General features: G+C 51.4%; 16 protein-coding genes. 2 read left to right on the top strand and 14 right to left on the bottom strand.

Translation table 11 applies throughout. The features are described 5' to 3' along the window. Positions 1 to 64: 64 nt before the first annotated feature. The 6 genes from FPL14_RS20870 to FPL14_RS20845 all read right to left on the bottom strand — a co-directional run bounded on the left by FPL14_RS20870 (position 65) and on the right by FPL14_RS20845 (position 7366). On the bottom strand, positions 65 to 1159 hold the full coding sequence (locus FPL14_RS20870; RefSeq protein WP_182299569.1) for a response regulator transcription factor: 1095 nt from the start codon (positions 1157 to 1159) through the stop codon (positions 65 to 67). After that, positions 1152 to 2930 carry a sensor histidine kinase gene (locus FPL14_RS20865; protein WP_182299568.1) on the bottom strand — a complete coding sequence of 593 codons (1779 nt, stop codon included), beginning with the start codon at positions 2928 to 2930 and terminating at the stop codon, positions 1152 to 1154. The genes FPL14_RS20870 and FPL14_RS20865 overlap by 8 nt, the downstream gene beginning before the upstream one ends. A 162-nt stretch (positions 2931 to 3092) precedes the next feature. After that, positions 3093 to 4178 carry a Gfo/Idh/MocA family protein gene (locus tag FPL14_RS20860; RefSeq protein ID WP_182299567.1) on the bottom strand — a complete coding sequence of 362 codons (1086 nt, stop codon included), beginning with the start codon at positions 4176 to 4178 and terminating at the stop codon, positions 3093 to 3095. A gap of 41 nt (positions 4179 to 4219) precedes the next feature. After that, positions 4220 to 5038: a carbohydrate ABC transporter permease gene (locus FPL14_RS20855; protein WP_182299566.1), complete on the bottom strand. Its 819-nt coding sequence runs from the start codon at positions 5036 to 5038 to the stop codon at positions 4220 to 4222. After that, positions 5035 to 5910: a carbohydrate ABC transporter permease gene (locus FPL14_RS20850; protein ID WP_182299565.1), complete on the bottom strand. Its 876-nt coding sequence runs from the start codon at positions 5908 to 5910 to the stop codon at positions 5035 to 5037. Before FPL14_RS20850 ends, FPL14_RS20855 begins: the two co-directional genes overlap by 4 nt. Positions 5911 to 6010: 100 nt before the next feature. After that, on the bottom strand, positions 6011 to 7366 hold the full coding sequence (locus FPL14_RS20845) for an ABC transporter substrate-binding protein (protein WP_182299564.1): 1356 nt from the start codon (positions 7364 to 7366) through the stop codon (positions 6011 to 6013). Between the two features lie 242 nt (positions 7367 to 7608). Here FPL14_RS20845 and FPL14_RS20840 point away from each other — a divergent pair, with 242 nt between their 5' ends. Both FPL14_RS20840 and FPL14_RS20835 read left to right on the top strand, forming a co-directional pair. Then, a complete protein-coding gene (locus FPL14_RS20840; RefSeq protein WP_182299563.1) occupies positions 7609 to 9492 on the top strand; it encodes a cache domain-containing sensor histidine kinase in 1884 nt (627 codons plus the stop codon). Further along, complete coding sequence (locus tag FPL14_RS20835; RefSeq protein ID WP_182299562.1) at positions 9489 to 10256, top strand: response regulator transcription factor; 768 nt, start codon at positions 9489 to 9491, stop codon at positions 10254 to 10256. Before FPL14_RS20840 ends, FPL14_RS20835 begins: the two co-directional genes overlap by 4 nt. Positions 10257 to 10814: 558 nt before the next feature. Here FPL14_RS20835 and FPL14_RS20830 read toward each other — a convergent pair. From FPL14_RS20830 to FPL14_RS20800, 8 genes are all read right to left on the bottom strand, one after another. Beyond that, positions 10815 to 11720, bottom strand: coding sequence for a creatininase family protein (locus tag FPL14_RS20830; RefSeq protein ID WP_182299561.1), 906 nt, complete (start codon positions 11718 to 11720; stop codon positions 10815 to 10817). Further along, the gene (locus tag FPL14_RS20825; protein WP_182299560.1) at positions 11698 to 12684 is read right to left on the bottom strand and encodes an aldo/keto reductase; all 987 of its coding nucleotides are present in this window, start codon (positions 12682 to 12684) and stop codon (positions 11698 to 11700) included. The genes FPL14_RS20830 and FPL14_RS20825 overlap by 23 nt, the downstream gene beginning before the upstream one ends. A 67-nt stretch (positions 12685 to 12751) precedes the next feature. Beyond that, complete coding sequence (locus FPL14_RS20820; RefSeq protein WP_220471176.1) at positions 12752 to 13681, bottom strand: NAD(P)/FAD-dependent oxidoreductase; 930 nt, start codon at positions 13679 to 13681, stop codon at positions 12752 to 12754. Beyond that, positions 13645 to 13896 carry a hypothetical protein gene (locus tag FPL14_RS29625; RefSeq protein ID WP_220471175.1) on the bottom strand — a complete coding sequence of 84 codons (252 nt, stop codon included), beginning with the start codon at positions 13894 to 13896 and terminating at the stop codon, positions 13645 to 13647. The genes FPL14_RS20820 and FPL14_RS29625 overlap by 37 nt, the downstream gene beginning before the upstream one ends. A gap of 120 nt (positions 13897 to 14016) precedes the next feature. Continuing rightward, positions 14017 to 14334 (bottom strand): MocE family 2Fe-2S type ferredoxin, encoded by a 318-nt coding sequence (locus FPL14_RS20815; RefSeq protein WP_182299559.1) that lies wholly within the window; start codon positions 14332 to 14334, stop codon positions 14017 to 14019. 36 nt (positions 14335 to 14370) lie between these two features. Next, a complete protein-coding gene (locus tag FPL14_RS20810; protein ID WP_182299558.1) occupies positions 14371 to 15462 on the bottom strand; it encodes a fatty acid desaturase family protein in 1092 nt (363 codons plus the stop codon). 100 nt (positions 15463 to 15562) lie between these two features. Further along, entirely contained in the window at positions 15563 to 16465 is a 903-nt protein-coding gene (locus FPL14_RS20805) for a sugar phosphate isomerase/epimerase family protein (RefSeq protein WP_182299557.1), read from the bottom strand. Between the two features lie 30 nt (positions 16466 to 16495). Next, positions 16496 to 17599 carry a Gfo/Idh/MocA family protein gene (locus FPL14_RS20800; RefSeq protein WP_220471174.1) on the bottom strand — a complete coding sequence of 368 codons (1104 nt, stop codon included), beginning with the start codon at positions 17597 to 17599 and terminating at the stop codon, positions 16496 to 16498. Between the last annotated feature and the right edge of the window lie 177 nt (positions 17600 to 17776).

Raw genomic sequence — 17776 nt, 5'->3', positions numbered from 1 at the left:
TCCTATATCATTACAGGATATTAACGTCTTCTATTGCACTATATTGAGGTGGAGCATCCCGAGGCTATTCCTTTCCTTTGCGCAATTCCCCCGGTGCGAATCCATAATGCCTCTTAAATACGCGGTAGAAATAAGCAAGGTCCGTATACCCTGTCATCTCGGCTGCGTGCTTAATGGATAACTTATGTTCAACGATCAATTGTTTGGCCTTCTCCATCTTCTTTCGGATGATGTAATCGGTAACGGTATCACCGCTGAACGTTTTGAAGGAGCGGCTTAAATGTTCTTTGCTAATATAGAAGTAATCGGCGAGCGATTCCAGTGATAGGGTTTCTTTATAATTTCGATCGATAAAAGCAACGACTTCGTTCATATCTAATTTGCTTCTCTTCTGACGCGTTTCCTGCAAATCTTCTATCGCTTGAGCGAACATTCGCCCGATTCGTCCAATCGTCTCATTCGCGGATTGCCATGGGCTTTCCCCGGGTTGCTTCGGGTCAAGCTTGGTCTTCCATATTTCCCATTTTTGCTCCAACTCGCTAGTCGCCAAATAGTCTTCGAGCATCCGCATGAAATCGTGTCCGATTTCCCTCAGCCTGCTATCATCGAAGTTCTCGGAATCGAGAAAATGCCGCAACGCATTTAACGTCTGCGAGACCCCCGCGGCGTTAAGATCCAATAAATATCCGTAAACCAAGCTTCGATATTCCAGATATTCGTCCAATACATTCGAATCCGCCAATAGGAGGGGCTGCTTCCCCATCAGCGCGGAAACTTGCTCGGACTTTCGCAACCCGCGCACGCATTGCTCAAGCGCCTTATTAAGCTCATCCGGATCCACTGGCTTAAGCAAATAATCTTTAGCCTGGGAATGAATAGCTTGCTTCAAATAAACGAAATCGTCATACCCGCTCATCACGATGATTTGGAGTGAAGGATATCGTTCGTTCAACGTTTTCAAGAGCTCGACGCCGTCTATGCCCGGCATTCTCATGTCCGTTACGAGGATATCCGGAGTTAGCTCGTCTATCTTCCGCAAGCCTTCGGAACCGTCTTCCGCTTCTCCTACTACCGTCAATTGCAGCGAGTCCCATTCTCCTAGTTGCTTAATCACTTTTCTTGACCAGGGCTCGTCATCTATAATCATCACTTTATACATCTTTCGGCTCACCTTTCGCCTTTCTAGGCAACCTGAATAAAACGATTGTTCCCTCGCCTTTTTTACTATATATACGTATTCCGGAACGTTCGCCGAAATGGAGCTTCAATCGGGAATCGACGTTTTTCAACCCTATCCCTCTTCGTCTTCCGCTTGGTTCTTTTTCCGACTGGCCGGCATTGCTTTCGCTTCCCGAGCGCAAGTCTTTACGGATCGCGGCAAGCTTATCTTCCTCCAGACCGACGCCGCTATCCCAAACCGCGATCAATATGCGATTACGGATTCGTTTGATTCTTACTTCCACTAACCAGCTTCCCGATTTACTCTGCAAGCCATGCTCGAACGCGTTCTCCACGATCGGTTGCAAAGTGAATTTAGGAAGCCGACAATCCGACGAAGCCTCGTCATTTGCGACTATCACCCGACAGCGTCCGGCGAACCTTTGCTCTTGGATGAAAATGTAGTTCTGCATATGCTTCAGTTCATCGCCGAATAACGCTAAATCGCTTCCCGTGCTGATCGAATACCTCAGCAAATCTCCGATGACCCGAGTAACGCGATAAATTTCCGGAGCCTCTTTCTCTAAAGCCATCCCCCCTATTAAATGAAGGGTATTATTCAGAAAATGAGGATTAATCTGAGCTTGCAGCGTTCTAAGCTGGGAAGTCTTCATATCGATTTCTCTTTGGTACTCGACCTCGATCAGCTCTTTCATTCGCTGCATCATCGAATTATAACCATGCTCCAACAGTCCTATTTCATCGGTATTCTTAACCGACTTCAACTCAAAACTCTGAATCTCCGCCCTTCTCATCGTTCGGGCTAGACTAACGATGGGCTTGCTGATTCTCAGCGAGAACAGAATGGAAAGGATGACGGAAGCCGCGACGAACAAAAGGCCTATGACGATCCCCGCTTTTATCGTCGCTTGCGCGCTTTGATTGATGGTTTCAACCGGAATCGCTTTGATAATCGTCATTTTCCCTTTGCTGACCTTCTGCATGAAAAAATAAGATTTGCTTGTTTTCTGAAATCCCATCCCCGTCTCAGGCACATCCAGACTGCCGATCAAGGAAGACGCTTCTTCCGCACTTTTCCCATCGGTCGATCCGGACAACAGCTCCCCCTCGTCGTTAAGCAAGAAGACGGAACTGTCTTGTTCCGATTTAAGAATCATGCCTACTTCGTCCCACACCTTGCGGTTAATTCTAACGGAAAGACCTCCGAGCAGCTTGCGGTCTTCGAATCGGTTCATGCTATGAAAAGCATAGATCCCGTTAATCTCTTGTTTGAAATACATATTGACAGGAGTATCCGACATTCGGCTCCACGAACCGTCCCGGATATCCAGATAAGAAATCGAACCGCTGCTGGTAAAGTTAACGGTAATGGCTTTCTTATTCTCATGGATATACAAGGTGAAATCATCTATTTTTTTGGAATTGGCATAGAAGACTTGCTTAAGAGTATCGCTAATATATTTCTGCGTCGTAAATTGATCGCCGATATCGGAAGAATCTACCTTAGCCAAGCTGCTCATTAATTGCGTATTGATCTGTACAGTATAGAATAAGGTATCGATCTGCTGGATAAGCTCATTCAAATACTGATTCACCCATTCCATCCGCGACTCGTTAGCATTAATGATTTCCTGCTCTACGGAATGACGCGTGTTATTAGAAGCTAACCAGGTAACGGCAGCTACGGGTAAAGTCGTTAAACAAATCATCATGACCATCAGCTTGAATCGAATTCCGATTCTTCTCTTCATGGCTTGTCTTCATCTCGCTTCTCGTCTGCCGATTCATCCATACTCTTATCGTAGAGATAGCCGGAAAGGCTGTCAACGCGAGGCGCGGTTAAATCATCGCGAATTCGAAAAAGCAAAAGAAGACGATCGGCTATTTCGCCATCGTCTTCTTCTTGCTAAGCGTTACCGCTTACCTGCCCAATATTCGTCCAATACGTCTTGGACCTTCACGCTTTGCCCGTTCGAACGGAGAGTGCGTTCCATCGCTTCCATTAAGGCCAGCGTCGTAACGGCTTCCTCGATGTTCGGCTTTGGCGTGATGCCTTGATCGAGACATTCCGCGAAATATTCGATGTAATTCTGATATTCCCCCGCATGATGGCTGATGCCCTCGAACCGGAAGTAATAATCGTGCATGTCGTCCATCTTTTGAACCGCCGGCTCTTCGCCTTCGAAGTGCGTATGGTAGCGCAAGTTAGGATACTCGCCCCGCGTCGTTCCTTTCGTCCCCCGGATCGTGCAGCCTATCGCGGTCTCCGCCGCAAGGTCCAAGATCGGAAGCGTATAGCTGCCGGACACCGTAGCGATTCTTCCGCTCGAATCGCGGAGCAGGAACCTAACCGTGTCCCACGTCTCCAATCCGTAAGCCGCGTTGTTGGCGCTGCTGCGGCCGAAGCCCATGACTTCCGTAATGTCCGGAAGGTACCATCTGACCATATCAACGGCATGAATGACGAAATTGTACATCCAGCTGAAGCCCTTCTGCCGGCTCCATGCCTTCTCCAGAAACCATCTGGCATCTGTAATATAATAGGCCTCGACGGTCTCGACGTCTCCGTTCCGTCCCGCCTCGAAGTCTTGGCGCTGCAACTTCATCGGTTCGAAAAAACGCGAGCTTTGCCCTACGAATACGTGCTTGCCCGTCCGCTCTTGCGCTTCCATCAGTTCTTTCGCCCCTTCGAGGGAAGGAAGCAGCGGCTTCGTGCAAATCACATGCTTGCCCGCTTCGAGCGCTTGGCACACATGCCTGAAATGGAGCTGGTCCGGCGTGTAGATAGCGATGACGTCGATGTCCGGATCGGCCAGCATTTCTTGATAATCCGTCGTCCACTCGTGGAAATCGAATTCTTTCGCCCGATGCTCGCATAGCTCCTGGTTAAGGTCGCATACCTTAGCTAGCTTCCAACGGCTGCTGCTCAGCGCAGCGGACATAATGCTTCGTCCTTCTCCTAGTCCGACTACACCCATTCGATATGTTGTTGCTGCCATAGCCTTTCATCCTCTCTGCGTTCCCCTAGAAGTACGTTCTCTTAACCTTTAACCGAGCCCGACGTCATCCCGGAAATAATATATTTCTGGCCGAGCAAGTAAATCACGATAACCGGCAGCGTAGTCAGCACGATATCCGCGGACACAAGGTTCCAGCTCACTTGGAATTGACCGAAGAAGTTGTAGACCGCCAGCGTCATCGGCCATTTGGCCGAATCGTTCAAGTAATAAAGCGGCAGCACGAATTCGTTCCAAGCGTTCATGAAGTTCAGGACGCCTACGGTGGCGATTACCGGAGCAAGCAGCGGCAACACGATCGCGTAGAATAACCGGAACGGCGAGCAGCCGTCGACGATTCCCGCTTCGTCCAGCTCACGAGGCACCGATCCGATGTAGCCATGCATGAGAAATACGGTGAAAGGAAGCGACATAACCGTCAATAATACGATAATTCCGAACTGAGTATTGATGATGTGAGTAAACTGCATGACTTTCGTTAACGTAACGAAGTTGATCGGCATCGCTATTCCAAGCACGAGAAAGAAGTAAAAGAATCTGTTCAGCTTCGTCGGATTCCGGGAAAAAATATAAGCCGCGATAGAGGCCAAGGCGATACCGAGAACGGTTGACGTCGCGGAATAGAGCAAGCTGTTCAAGAAGGAAGTTATCAGCTTCCCTTGCTCGATAACGACGGAATAATTGCTCCATTCCCAGTTCGTCGGCAGACTCAGCTTCATCGGAGCCGCCTCCGTCTGCGTCTTGAACGAGTTTACGACGATGAGAAGCAGCGGCGTCAGCATCGTAAGACTGAGCACCCATGCCAATCCGTTGATCAGCAAGCTGCGGACATTCTTGTTCATGATTGTTCCTCCCCTTTGGTCATCAGGCGGATGACAAAGTAACCCGCGACGGTCATGAACAGGAACAACAAGGTAGAAAGCGCAGTGCCGACGCCGTAACGTCCCATCGAGAACTCCTTGAATATGGCCGTGTAGACCACGTCCGTCGCATAACCGGGACCGCCGTTCGTCAGAACGTAGACCGCTTCGAACACTTTCAAGCCGTACAGCAAGTTAAGTACCGTAGTAACGACAAGCGCGGGCATGAGCAACGGCAACGTTACGAATCTGAATTTATGCCAGATGTTCGCACCGTCGATGGCAGCTGCCTCATAATACGATTTGGATATCGATTGCAGGCCGGCGAGCAGGATGATCATAATGTATCCGACGCCCTTCCACGTATCGACGGCGATGATCGATTTGAACGCCCAGTTGACGTCGACCAGCCATTTCTGAGCCATAAAATCCAATCCGACGAAACGCAGCGTTTCGTTCAGAAGGCCGGTTGCCGGATTGAGTACCGACTTGAACACGAGACCGACGACGAGCATCGGGATAATCGCGGGCATGAACACCATAACCCGGTGAAAACCTTTCATCTTGATTCCTTCGTTTAACGCTATCGCAAATAGAAGGCCGAGCGCCGTCTTGAGCACGACGGTCGATACCGTGAAATTCAAAGTGTTGTAGACGTAGCTCATGTAATGCTCTCCCGAGGAGAACAAAGTCTTAAAGTTTTCCAAACCGATAAAATTGATTTCGTCCGAGTAGCTGTTCCAGTCCGTTAGCGAATAATAGAAGCCCATGATTCCCGGAATGACCAGAAACAAGGTATAAACGACAAGCGTCAGCAGCGTAAAGTAGAACGGGTACGTTTTGTTTCTCAACATGATGCTATCAACTCCGCATGCGGTTGGAAGCGGTGAATGCATGACCCTAATCCCGAGAGATGATGACAGGATTAGGGTCAGCCGGTTCCAACGCTATATTTTACTTGTTCCAGCCTTCGTCCTTAGCGATCTTAGCCATGTCGCTTCTGCGTTTGTCGATGCTCTTAAGAACATCTACGGGTTGCATAGCTCCGCCGAACATTCCGACGATGTCTTTACCCATATCCATCCATTGCGGGTTCACGTAATTTACGTAGTCTTGGATATCCGTTCCTTTAACCGGGTAAGTCTCGTGCAGTTTCTTCTGTTCGTCCGTATATTTGTCCTTGAGACCGGCGAAGTTTAAGTTGGAGAACGTTGGCGTATTGTCCAGCAAGTATTGAAGGTTGTCCGGTTCCGCCAAGAAACTCAAATATTGCTTCGCTTCCTCGATGTGTTTGCCGCCGGAGTACACGAATTTACTCGGACCGCCCGGATTGACGTAATAGAACTGGTTATCCGCGAGCGGGATGACGAAGAATCCGAAATCCGTCGCTTTCAGCTCGGGATTGATCTTCTCGATCTGCTGAGGAAGATCTTGCGTCATTAGAGCCATGGCGAATTTGCCAGTAGCCATCTGGTTAGCCGTATCCGCGAATGTATCGGAAAGCGCGTTATCCCCGAAGAAACCTAAATCGTACATTTCTTTGAGTTGCGTAAGCGAAGTGATCATAGGCGCGCTAGTCTCGAAGTTCGCTTTGTTCGCGTTCAAATCGTTGTAGAGGTTAGGTTGCAGCTTGTCGTACTGCGGCCCGGGCTCGGCAAACCATAAGACGTGATGCCAGCCGTCCGCGACCGGCTCATAGATAGGCGTAATGCCTGCCTTTTGAATTTTAAGAGCCGCTTCTTTTAATCCCGCATAGGTGGTCGGCACGCTCAGACCTTGATCCGCGAAAATTTTCTTGTTGTACACGAGCACGTAGCTGTTCGATGTATCCCAGATCGTCTGCGCGTACACTTTGCCATTCAGGGACAACTGGTCGATCGATAACGGATCTTCCCGTTTCACCCATTCTTGATCGCTCAGGTCGACGGCGTTTTTCTCGGCGTTGTAGTTTAGGCTGATTTCGCTTTTCCCGCTTTGGCCGCCGAAGAGATCGGGACCTTCTCCGGAATTGAGCTTCGTTTTCAGCACGTTGAAGTATTGATCGGCCGGAATGATTTGATAATCGATATGGATTCCAGTCTTTTCTTCGAACTTCTTGGCCAATTCCATCTCCGCGTCCTTGATCCAATCTTGGCTGGCGATATACGTCAAAGTAATATCTTTCTTTGCCGCGCCGGAGCTTGCTGCCGTTTCAGAAGCATTCGGCTGAGACGCCGACGGCGAGGAATTCGTTTCGTTCTTGCCTCCGCACGCCGTCGCCAAAACCGCGATCAGCATAATGGCGGTACACATAGCGACAAACCTTTTCACATGATCACTCCCCTTGTCAGATACACCGATGAATCCGTTTACATTATGGCTTTGCAGCAGCCTCTCCCGTTCGTTCGGGATGTCTTCATTATAGATTTGGGGACGATATGAGACCATGGAGAAAACGGTTACATTTTATGTACTTATTTAACCGCGTGCCGAAATCGTTTTTGACAAATCGAAATTGCGACCTCACAATAGGTTTATGAAAACGGTATCATTAAGGCTTCTCGGAGGGCATTATGTGGAGAAAAATTCGGAACATCCAGACGATTCTATTTTCGACTTATACGCTGATCATCATCATCGTCTTCACGATTCTCGTCGTTTGGGTGTACATGTGGGTATCGGAGCTCATCAAAAATAACGCAACCGACTCCCTAGTCAATATAGGCCAGTCCATGCAAGACCAGATCGATTCCGAGATCCGCAAGATGAACGACGTCTCTCTGAACGTCATGTATTCCAACCTGGTCAAAAACCAGTTCCTTGAGTATTTGTCCGATATCGAGAAGCAGCCGCATTCCTCGGTACCGGACGTGGAGCAACCGGCTACGATACCTGGAGCTTCCGCGAACTCCGTCCAGAGCGCCAAGGAGCTTGCCGAAATTCTAACGGCCGCGATCGGCCCCTCTAGAGCCGCCGAGCAACTGTACTTGTACGACTTCAAAGGCAAAGCCTACGGCAACGGATTCGACAACGGGGAACGTTCCTATGATCCTAACTCCACGCCTTGGTTCCAAGCCGTGATGGCTACCCAAGGGAAATATATTACTTTGCCGGTCGAAGACGCGGAAATGTCCAAATTCATCTCGGCGCGAGAGAAGCAATATTCGATGTCTCTGTTCCGCCAATTCTATGACAACTACAACGTCCCTATTGGGATCGTCGAAGTCAAACAGTACTATAACCGGATTTTCAAAAGCGTTCTGTCCTTCGTGAAGCAGAGCACCTATGGAGAAAGCGTGCTAGTCTACGACAACGTAGGACAGATTATCTATCCGCTTCAGGCCGACCGAAGTTTGTACGAGCCCTATATCGGGCAACTCGCCGCTCGGCAAACTTCGAACGAAAGCACGTACGAATCTTTCCGGAATCCGGTTACCGGTGACAAGGAGCTGCTCTCGCACCATTACTCGGAGCAGACGGGCTGGAGCACCGTCGTTATCGTGTCCGAGAAGAAGCTTCTCGCTCCCCTGTCCGATTTTACGCGCAAAACGTTGCTCGTCGCCATAGGTATCCTGTTGTTCGCCATTGTCTTATCGTTCATCGCTTCCAAGAAAATCACGTTCCCGATCTATAGAATCCTCCGGACGGTGCGAAATATCCGCCTGGACGATCTTGGCAGCGGACGGATCGCCTCTCAAGAGTTAAATAGCGGTCTGAACGAGCTGGACCAGCTGCACGAGGCGTTCGTGAACATGAGCTCAAGATTGCGGCAATCGATGGACGAATTGCTATTATCCCAATCTCAGGAAGTTCAATCTAAGCTGATTGCCCTACAGTCGCAGATGAATCCGCACTTCCTGTACAACACGCTCGCGACGATCGGCGTCATGGCCGAAGAGAACATGAACGAGCAAATCGTATCGATGTCGGAAAATATGTCCGATATATTGCGTTACATCTCGTCTGAAGAATCTTCCGTCGAACTACGGACGGAATTGCTGTATACCCGCAAGTACCTGGAAGTGAACGCGATACGTCACGGCCAGAAGCTGAAATTCTCGTTCGAGGTGGACGACGCCCTTGAGCGGACTTGCATTCCCAAGCTGGTCATCCAGCCGTTGGTCGAAAACTCGCTCAAATTCGCCACGCGACGGGAGCCGCCATGGAATATACGAATCGTCGGCGTCGCGGAAGGAAACGAATGGCGAGTTACCGTGTCCGACAACGGTCCGGGCTTCAGTCCCGAGAGCATGGAGAAGCTTCGCAACCAGATCGACGAAACGTATTTGACCAACGTAACTCCCGTCTTGCAGTTGGGCGGCATGGGATTACTCAATATTTTCATCCGCATGCGGCTTACTTATGGTTCCGATTCCGTGTTCCTCTTTGGCAATTCATCTACAGGAGGAGCGGAGGTCACCATTGGAGGCCGATTGGCGAAGGGGGAACAAGCATGACAAATGCGGATAACGCCATCCGAATCGTAGTTGCCGAGGACGAAGACTTGATTCGCAACAACTTGGTCAAGAAAATCGAAAGCATGGATAGCGCGTTAAAGGTCGTATATGCCGCCGAAGACGGGAAAAGCGCCCTGAATTACATTAGGGACAACGCCGCCGACCTCATCGTGACGGATATCCGCATGCCCGTCATGGACGGGCTCGAGCTGATCAAATCGCTGCAATCCCATTACCCGCACATTCGCAAAATCATCACGACAGGCTACGCGGATTTCGAATACGCCAGGCAAGCCGTTCGGTACGAAGCGAGCGAGTATCTGTTAAAGCCGATTAAGACGGGCGAGCTTCAGAAGGCTATCGTACGGGTACAAACTTCGATCGAAAACGAGAAGTCCATGTACAAAAAGAACGTGGCGGAGGGCTTGCGCGTGAATGGGGCGGTATCGTCCGAGGATATCGTCGGGCAGGTCCAGCATTACCTGAGGGAGAACTTTACCAAAGAAATCAGCTTGGAGGAGATTTCGAGGCAATTCAATTTCACGCCGTCCTACTTGAGCAAGATCTTCATCAAGCACACTGGGGAAGCGCCTTCTAAATATTTGATCTCGCTGCGCATCAACGAGGCCAAGTACTTGCTGGCCAATCACCCGAGCCTCTCGGTCAAGGAAGTCGCCGAACGCGTCGGTTACCCGGATCAGTTTTACTTCAGTCGCTTGTTCAAGCAGGTAACCGGGTGTACGCCTAAGGAGTATCAGAAGTAGTCAGAAACGCTCTCCCGTGAGAGGTAATAGCAGTGCTCGGTTCCGTTATTGCGGACGTTGGCGAGGATTTTCTGCGAATTAGCGGTGCTCAGTTCCGTTATTGTTGACGTTGGCGGAGATTTCTGCGAATTAGCGGTGCTCAGTTCCGTTATTGTTGACGTTGGCGGAGATTTCTGCGAATTAGCGGTGCTCAACTCCGTTATTGCGGACTGTGGCGAGAATTTCTGCGAATTAGCGGTGCTCAACTCCGTTATTGTGGACGTTGGCGAGGATTTCTGCGAATTTGCGGTGCTCAGTTCCGTTATTGCGGACGTTGGCGAGGAATTCTGCGAATTTGCGGTGCTCAGTTCCGTTATTGCGGACGTTGGCGAGCAATTCTGCGAATTAGCGGTGCTCAACTCCGTTATTGTGGACGTTGGCGGAGATTTCTGCGAATTAGTGGTGCTCAGTTCTGTTATTGCGGACGTTGGCGAGGATTTCTGCGAATTTGCGGTGCTCAGTTCCGTTATTGTTGACGTTGGCGGAGTTCCTTTAATACGTGCAATGGAAAAGCCGGTCTCAGCGACCGGCTTCATAACGCTCATAAGGTTTCCACTGCGACTGAGGAGAAACCGGCTCTTGAGACGGCCAAGGATTTGCCGTGGCCCATTTGTCCGCCTGTTGCGATACTTCGCTCCATATCGCCTCGACGTCGGCATATGAAATTCTTGGAATGGCGGCTCCCTCCGCCTTAGCCGCCTTCGTTGCTTCCGACTTCATCCGGTTAGCTTTCTCCACCATGCTCGCGAGGCACGCTTCCATAATCCGCTTGCCCAGCTCCGGGCTTGCCTCGCAGGCATCCGCGCCAAGCGCAAGGCGTCCGCCCGATCCCGGCTTGTCCTGCAACGCCATCTTGTCCATCTCGATCAATTCCGGCCTAATGTACATGAGCTGCGAGATTTCGTATTTGCCGGCATGATCTCCCTCGTACTGATCTTCCACTAACTCCGGATCGCTCCGCACCCATACCTCGACCTCGGGAAATCTGCTCATGAACGCTTTCGCCGCCAGCCTCAAATCCTTCTGGTTGCCTCCGCTATGCCCGGATAGAACGATGATTTTCCGAAAACCCGCATTAACGAACGCTCTCAATTGGTAGAGGAATAGATGGATAAAAATAGCCGGAGGTATCCCCGTCATATGCGGATTTTCTTGCCCGACTTCGTCTTCCAGCCAACGCGCGTGATAGCCGGTTTCGTGAATATGATAGCCCATCGAAGGCGCAACGACTCCGCCTGCCTTCTCGGCCGTTCGCAGGCAGAGCCACTCCGCTTTGAGCGTATCGAGTCCGAACGCGCTCACTTGCCCGTGCGGTTCGCACAGTCCGAGCGGCAAATAGACGATCGGACATTCGTCCAATCGTCTGTTGAACTCGTACGGCAATAGCTCGGACCACAGCGTCTTACTGCCAGTACTTGGTTTCATAGAAATTTCTCACCCATCTGTGATGTTGTCGGATTTCTTCGAACACTTCCTCGGGCAACGGTTCGCAGTCGACGGCCGCGATGTTCTCATCCGCGTATTGCGGAACGTGCATGGAACTGATCGCCGCCGTAACTCCCTGATGATGCAAGACGAATTTGATCGCCAGCTCTGCCAAGCTGTTCGCGTATTTCGGAACGAAAGCCTCCTTCAACCGATTCACGCGCTCGATATACAGGCTGCGAGGCATGTAGTCGAAATACGATTTGCGGAAATCTCCCTCTCCGAACACTGTATCCTCTCGCAAGAATCCCGTCAGTCCTCCTTCGTCCAAGATGCATCTCGCGATAACGGCGACATGGTTTTCCTGACAGATCGGGATAAGGCAATCGAGAGGCAACGGGTCGAAAATATGGAATACCGTTTGGACGGAATCGATCTTTCCGCTTTGCACGAGGGAAAGAACGATATCATGCCGCTGGTCGGGTACGGAAACGCCGATGCCGCGGATTTTCCCTTCTTGCTTCAACTGCAGCAATTCGTCCATCCAGTAATCTGCTTTATCCCATTGAGGCCAGTATTGGTGAAGCTGCATGAGATCGATTGTCTCGACGCCCAACAGCTTCAGCGAGATTTCCGTGCTTTCCCTGAGCCATCCTTTCGGAAAAGCCGTTTCCACCGGAATCGGTTTACCCCAGCCCAGATTGCCCGGTCCTTTCGATTGAATCTTGGATGCGATGAACGGCCGTTCGCCCTTCCATTCGCGCAGCGCCAAGCCGAGAATACGCTCCGACTCCCCGTAGTTTCTCGCGGTGTCGATGAAGTTGACGCCTTGCTCCAAGCTGTGCAGGACGGAACGAACAAGTTCCTTCTCGTCATATTGGCCGAATACGCCGCCTAAGCCCATGGCTCCGAAACCTAATCGGGAAACCTGGGTACCTAATTTTCCGAACGCGTTATACTTCATGTTCTCATTCCTTTCGCCTAGCGCCTTATATTAAGCCTAATTGGACTTCCGAACGACCTCTTCCTATTTACGCGCGCAGCAGCTCCTTCAATTTCTTGCCCGGATTCGCCAATGCCTCTAGTTCCGGCCGGGCCTGCTTCTCGATCAGCATTTCCGCTAATCGAAACTCCTTCGCAATTCCCCCGGTCGGACCCATTCCGCTTACGGATACGAGTATCCCTTCGGCCGATACATGGAAGAACAGCTTGCCTGCCTCGCCGAGATCGCGCACTACCGTCGTATCCGTGCTCTCGGACAGCCCCGCCACTTGCAACGTTTGGTCGTATTGGTCGGACCAGAACCAAGGCAACGCAGCATAAGGTGCAGACGCGCCCAACATGTTGCCCGCGACGTGCGTTCCTTGATCCTGAGCGTTACGCCAAGCCTCCAGCCGAATTCGTTTGCCGCCGTAGAGAGGATGCGGGAAAGAACAGCAATCGCCCGCGGCGAAAATATCCGGGTCGCCGGTCGCGAGCAGTTCGTTGACCTTAACGCCGTTATCTACCTCAAGTTCGCTTGCGACAGCCAGCGTCATTTCGGGAATAGCTCCGATTCCGGTTACGATAACGTCGCAACGAACCGTCGTTCCGTCGGCTAACGAAATAACGTACTCGCCGCCGACTTCCTTGTCCACGCTGTCGATCATCAAGCCGATCTTGAATTGCACTCCCGCGGCGCGGTGCCTTTCCTCGACCATCGCCGCGATTTGTTCCGGCACTCCGCGCATCAAGATCCGCGGCGCCACTTCCACGAGCGTGACCTCGCATCCCTTCGTCACCGCGCTGGCGGCGACTTCCAGGCCGATAAACCCACCGCCGATGACCGCCACTCTTTTCCCCGGTTGAAGCCGCTCCCGAATTCGGATCGCGTCCGCAAACGTCCGCAGATAGAGCATCTCCTCGGCGGCGTTCCCATTGACGCTTAGTTTTCTTGGATTAGCTCCCGTTGCGAGCAGCAACTCTCGTAAGGCACTTGAATTCCGCTCGCCAACTCGACGAAATGGGCTTGACGGTCAATTCGGACAGCCGCGTCGTTTGTTAGGAGACCGATGTTATGCTCGTTTAATCTATCGCTATCGAGAATCGTAACGGGGGACGGCTCCTCAGAGCCGTATAGCTGATGTTTGGATAAAGGCGGACGCTCGTACGGCTGCCACCTCTCGTTGCCTATCATCGTAATCGCGCCCGTCCAACCTTGCGTCCGAAGCTCGACCGCCGCGCGCGCGCCGCTTCTCCGGCTCCGACGACGACCATTCCATAGTCCTTCATATTCGTGCTCCTTCGGCCTTCGACATCAAATCTGGATATATACCTTATCTGCTTCTATCTTCACGGGATAGGTTCTCAGATCCACGCACACCGGCGCTCTTTTGGCTTGGCCGGTGGCGATATCGAAACGACCGTTATGCTTAGGGCATTCAATCACGTTGCCCATCACCAATCCGTTCGACAAATGAAACTTTTCATGGGTGCAATAGCCGTCGGAAGCGTAAAAATCTCCTTTTTCCGTCCGGTAGATCGCGAACGTCCGGTCTCCATGGTCAAAGCGGATGACGTCTTCGACCTCGATATCGTCTACCTCGCAAGCCTCAATCCATTGTCCATTACTCATGCCCTTCACTCCTTGCGATTATCTAGTTGAAAGCTATTACCCCTCGACCTTGATGTTCATGTTATGCTCGATCCCGTACATGTACGGGCGCGCGGTACTCGGCAGCGGTTTGACGACGACGTGCGCTGGGTCGTGCTTCTGCTTGCGCAACGCCGTGATCACTTCCTTCAATGCCGCCCACAACCCCGGACGCGCCGCCGGACAATCGTCCTTCATCTCCGCGTGCAGCTTCGCCAGCGCATGGTACGGCACCATCGGGAACATGTGGTGCTCCACGTGATAGTTCATGTTCCAATACAGAAACCGACAGAGCCGGTTCATGTAGATCGTTCTCGAGTTCAGCCTGTGATCCAGCACGTCCTCGTACAAGCCGAGATGCTGCGTGATGCCGAACGTGATGACCACGATGCCGCCGTAGAAGGAAGGCAGGAAAATAAACATCGCCGGCAAAATGCTTCCCGCATACATGCAAGCTCCGATAATCGCCAAAATAATGAGCATGTATACCCGGGCTTCCCAGAACGTCTTGCTATGCTGCGATTCCGGAATGTACTCCTTCTCCTGCGATTCCAGCTTGCCGAACGTATGAAGAATGAATCGTTTGATCTCGACCGGCCCGCCGTACAGATGGAAAATCTGCATGAGCAAAATTCTCCAGATCGGAGGCCGCTCCGTAATGATCTCCGGATCGCGTCCGACGATAATCGTATCGGTATGATGGCGCGCATGGCTCCAACGCCACGGAGTCGCCGACCTTAGCACCATGAACGACGCGATCTGGTAGACGACCTCGTTCATCCAAGGCGTCTTGAACGCCGTTCCGTGCCCGCACTCGTGCCATCTGGAATCTCCGGGCGTGGCATACAAGATGCCGTATGCCAGAAAAGCCGGAATCGCCCACCAAGTTCCCCAACTTAGATAGGCAAGGTAGCCAAGAATGGCCAGTCCGCCGAACCAGATGATCGTATCCCGAATGGCCGGCCCGTTCCTTCTCTTCATGAGCTCCTTCATTTTCGCGCGCGGAATCGGGCTCGTGTACCACTCCGCCGTCGCCAGCCCTTTTTCTTGTGCCCGTTTGCTTTCCGGCCCCGTAATGCTGTAGTCCCTTTTCTGTACTACGATCGCCATGCTCTAATCCACCCCGCTCGTATAAATATCTAACAGATAAGCGCGACCGCGATCGCGCTTACCTGTTGACGAACTTTACATAATCCCTGCTGTAATTCGATTACACTCCGTTTTTTTTCAACTTCCCGTCCAGGAACTTCTTCGCGCGCGGAATATCTTCCTCGTCCAGATGCTCGATAATGATCGGGATGTTCGGATGCAGCTTGCCGAGCCTTTGCAAATACAGATCGTAGTTCAGGATTCCAAGACCTGGGGCCGGAAGTTCGACTGCTCCCGCGCCGCGGAACGTATGCGATTCGCCGGCATCGATATCCGCATGCTTCTCTGAGGTATCTTCTGCCGGCTTGCAATCCTTCGCATGAGCGATTTTAATTTTATCGCCCAATGTATTGAAAATGTGGTTAATCTGATCGTCGACATGATTAATGTTGTCGCCCGTGAAATAGTTGGTTGGATCCATCAGCAATCCAAGCCCCGGATGGTTTACGTCATGGAATAAGCGAGTCAACTGTTCGACGGAGCCGATGACGTTCTGGATGTAATTCTCTACCAGGAAGACCGAACCATGATCGTATGCGAATTTCGCGAGATCTTCGATCGTCTTGCACACTTCCTCATAGGCTTCTTCCGTTCCGTTCTTCGGATCCCATACCCAGTCGCTCTCGACGTTGTAAGTTCCCGTTTCACTGATGACATAAGGGGTTCCGAGATCCCGCGCGAATCTTAGCAGATTTTTAAGTCCGCTAATGTTCTGCTCGCGTATCTTCGAATTGGGATGAATAATATTCGTATAACCGGAGATTCCGACAATCGGCAGATTCGCGTCCCGGAATGCATCGCGAATGATGTGCGCTTTCTCCCGAGTCAGGTTATGCTCGTTCACGTCCATGTCTTTGAACGAAAGGTCCAATTGAACGCTGTTGAATCCGTCTCTCTTAATTTTGGAAATGACTTCTGCCAAAGAATAAGGATAATAACCGGTAAAAATACCTACTGAGATCATGTGCAAGTTCCTCCCTTAAAATGGTTTGGTTTATAGGTTTAAGTTTGTGACTTCGGAGAAAGCTACGGTGCGGCCCTCGGCGATCGATTTGTAACAAGCATCAACGGCGGCCATCGTGTTCAGGTTATCCCTGCCGCCGATTTCCGGCTCGTCGTCCGTCTCCACCGCGCGAAGCAACTGGGCCATCGTTCCTTGGAAAGCGTCCGGGAACCACACGCCGTCCCAAGTCGGGCGGTACCATTGGTTAGGCGACTGTTTCGTCGTAAACTCCAGAGTGCTCGGCGTTCTTTCGGGATGCGGCCACCCGATCGTTCCTTGAGCCATACCGTCCAACCCGACGACTCTCCATTTGATATAGATATCCTTCTCGGCTCCTTCGCCGGGCCAAGCCCAAACGTCGTCCAGACTCGAAGCCATAAGCTCGTTGGCGTATTGAAACGTATATTGCGAAATTCCGTCGATGTGCTTAAACGTCGTTCTCGGATCCCTGCGCGCCACTGCCGTGACTTTCTCCGGATCGCCGAACAGGTAACGGAACGCGTCGATGTGATGAATGCCCATGTTGAGGATCTCGATTCTCTCGTATTGATGAAGGAAATCCTGCCAATGCGGGATCGCCCGCATTTCGATCGTCGCCAGCACGGGTTCTCCGAGATACCCCCGTTCGAGCACCGTTTTGAGCGCCCGGATCGATTGGTCGTAGCGCATGTTCGAGTTTACGCCGATTTTAATGCCCGCGCCTTCGCACAGTTCGACGATCTCGCGCGCTTCCCGAGAGTTCATGGCGAGCGGCTTCTGGCACAGAATCCCTTTGATATGCGGCTGCTTGACGGCCAGCTTCACGACTTCTAGCTGTCTGTCCGGGGGAACCGCGATGTCGAGAATCTCGATCTCGGGATCTTGGACCAGCTGTTGCCACGTCTCGTGTACTTTAGGAATATTTCGGAGCTCTGCAACCGCTTTCGCGTTCTCGTAAGTTCGCGAAGCGATGGCGACCGGGTTGAATCCCGCATCCCGGTACGCTACGAGATGGCAATCCCGCATGATGAATCCGGAACCGATGCAGCCGATCCGGTAATCTTTGCGTTTAGGCATCTCCGGTTCGATGTTCAAGTTCAAGTCAATTGCGCTCAATCGATGTTCCTCCTCTTCAGCCAAGCCATTGTTATGCATTAATCATAAAATTCCTCGCCCCTTAATCCGACTCATAAAATCAACTTCTTAGGAGTGTTTTTTATACCAGTTGAAGCGCTTACTTTTAGTGAAGCGTAGATCCTGCCCATGAAAAAAAGCCTCTCCGATATGGAGAAG

The organism is Cohnella cholangitidis (genome assembly GCF_014107495.1).
GTDB lineage: Bacteria > Bacillota > Bacilli > Paenibacillales > Paenibacillaceae > Cohnella > Cohnella cholangitidis.
This window is presented reverse-complemented; position numbering and strand designations above follow the sequence as displayed.

Excerpts from the sequence above, each read along its gene's own strand:
- FPL14_RS29625 (WP_220471175.1), bottom strand. The coding sequence starts at position 13,896 with ATGATAGGCAACGAGAGGTGGCAGCCGTACGAGCGTCCGCCTTTATCC.
- FPL14_RS20805 (WP_182299557.1), bottom strand. The coding sequence starts at position 16,465 with ATGATCTCAGTAGGTATTTTTACCGGTTATTATCCTTATTCTTTGGCA.
- FPL14_RS20855 (WP_182299566.1), bottom strand. The coding sequence starts at position 5,038 with ATGAACAAGAATGTCCGCAGCTTGCTGATCAACGGATTGGCATGGGTG.
- FPL14_RS20865 (WP_182299568.1), bottom strand. The coding sequence starts at position 2,930 with ATGAAGAGAAGAATCGGAATTCGATTCAAGCTGATGGTCATGATGATT.
- FPL14_RS20840 (WP_182299563.1), top strand. The coding sequence starts at position 7,609 with ATGTGGAGAAAAATTCGGAACATCCAGACGATTCTATTTTCGACTTAT.
- FPL14_RS20850 (WP_182299565.1), bottom strand. The coding sequence starts at position 5,910 with ATGTTGAGAAACAAAACGTACCCGTTCTACTTTACGCTGCTGACGCTT.
- FPL14_RS20870 (WP_182299569.1), bottom strand. The coding sequence starts at position 1,159 with ATGTATAAAGTGATGATTATAGATGACGAGCCCTGGTCAAGAAAAGTG.
- FPL14_RS20810 (WP_182299558.1), bottom strand. The coding sequence starts at position 15,462 with ATGGCGATCGTAGTACAGAAAAGGGACTACAGCATTACGGGGCCGGAA.
- FPL14_RS20815 (WP_182299559.1), bottom strand. The coding sequence starts at position 14,334 with ATGAGTAATGGACAATGGATTGAGGCTTGCGAGGTAGACGATATCGAG.
- FPL14_RS20830 (WP_182299561.1), bottom strand. The coding sequence starts at position 11,720 with ATGAAACCAAGTACTGGCAGTAAGACGCTGTGGTCCGAGCTATTGCCG.
- FPL14_RS20860 (WP_182299567.1), bottom strand. The coding sequence starts at position 4,178 with ATGGCAGCAACAACATATCGAATGGGTGTAGTCGGACTAGGAGAAGGA.
- FPL14_RS20825 (WP_182299560.1), bottom strand. The coding sequence starts at position 12,684 with ATGAAGTATAACGCGTTCGGAAAATTAGGTACCCAGGTTTCCCGATTA.
- FPL14_RS20835 (WP_182299562.1), top strand. The coding sequence starts at position 9,489 with ATGACAAATGCGGATAACGCCATCCGAATCGTAGTTGCCGAGGACGAA.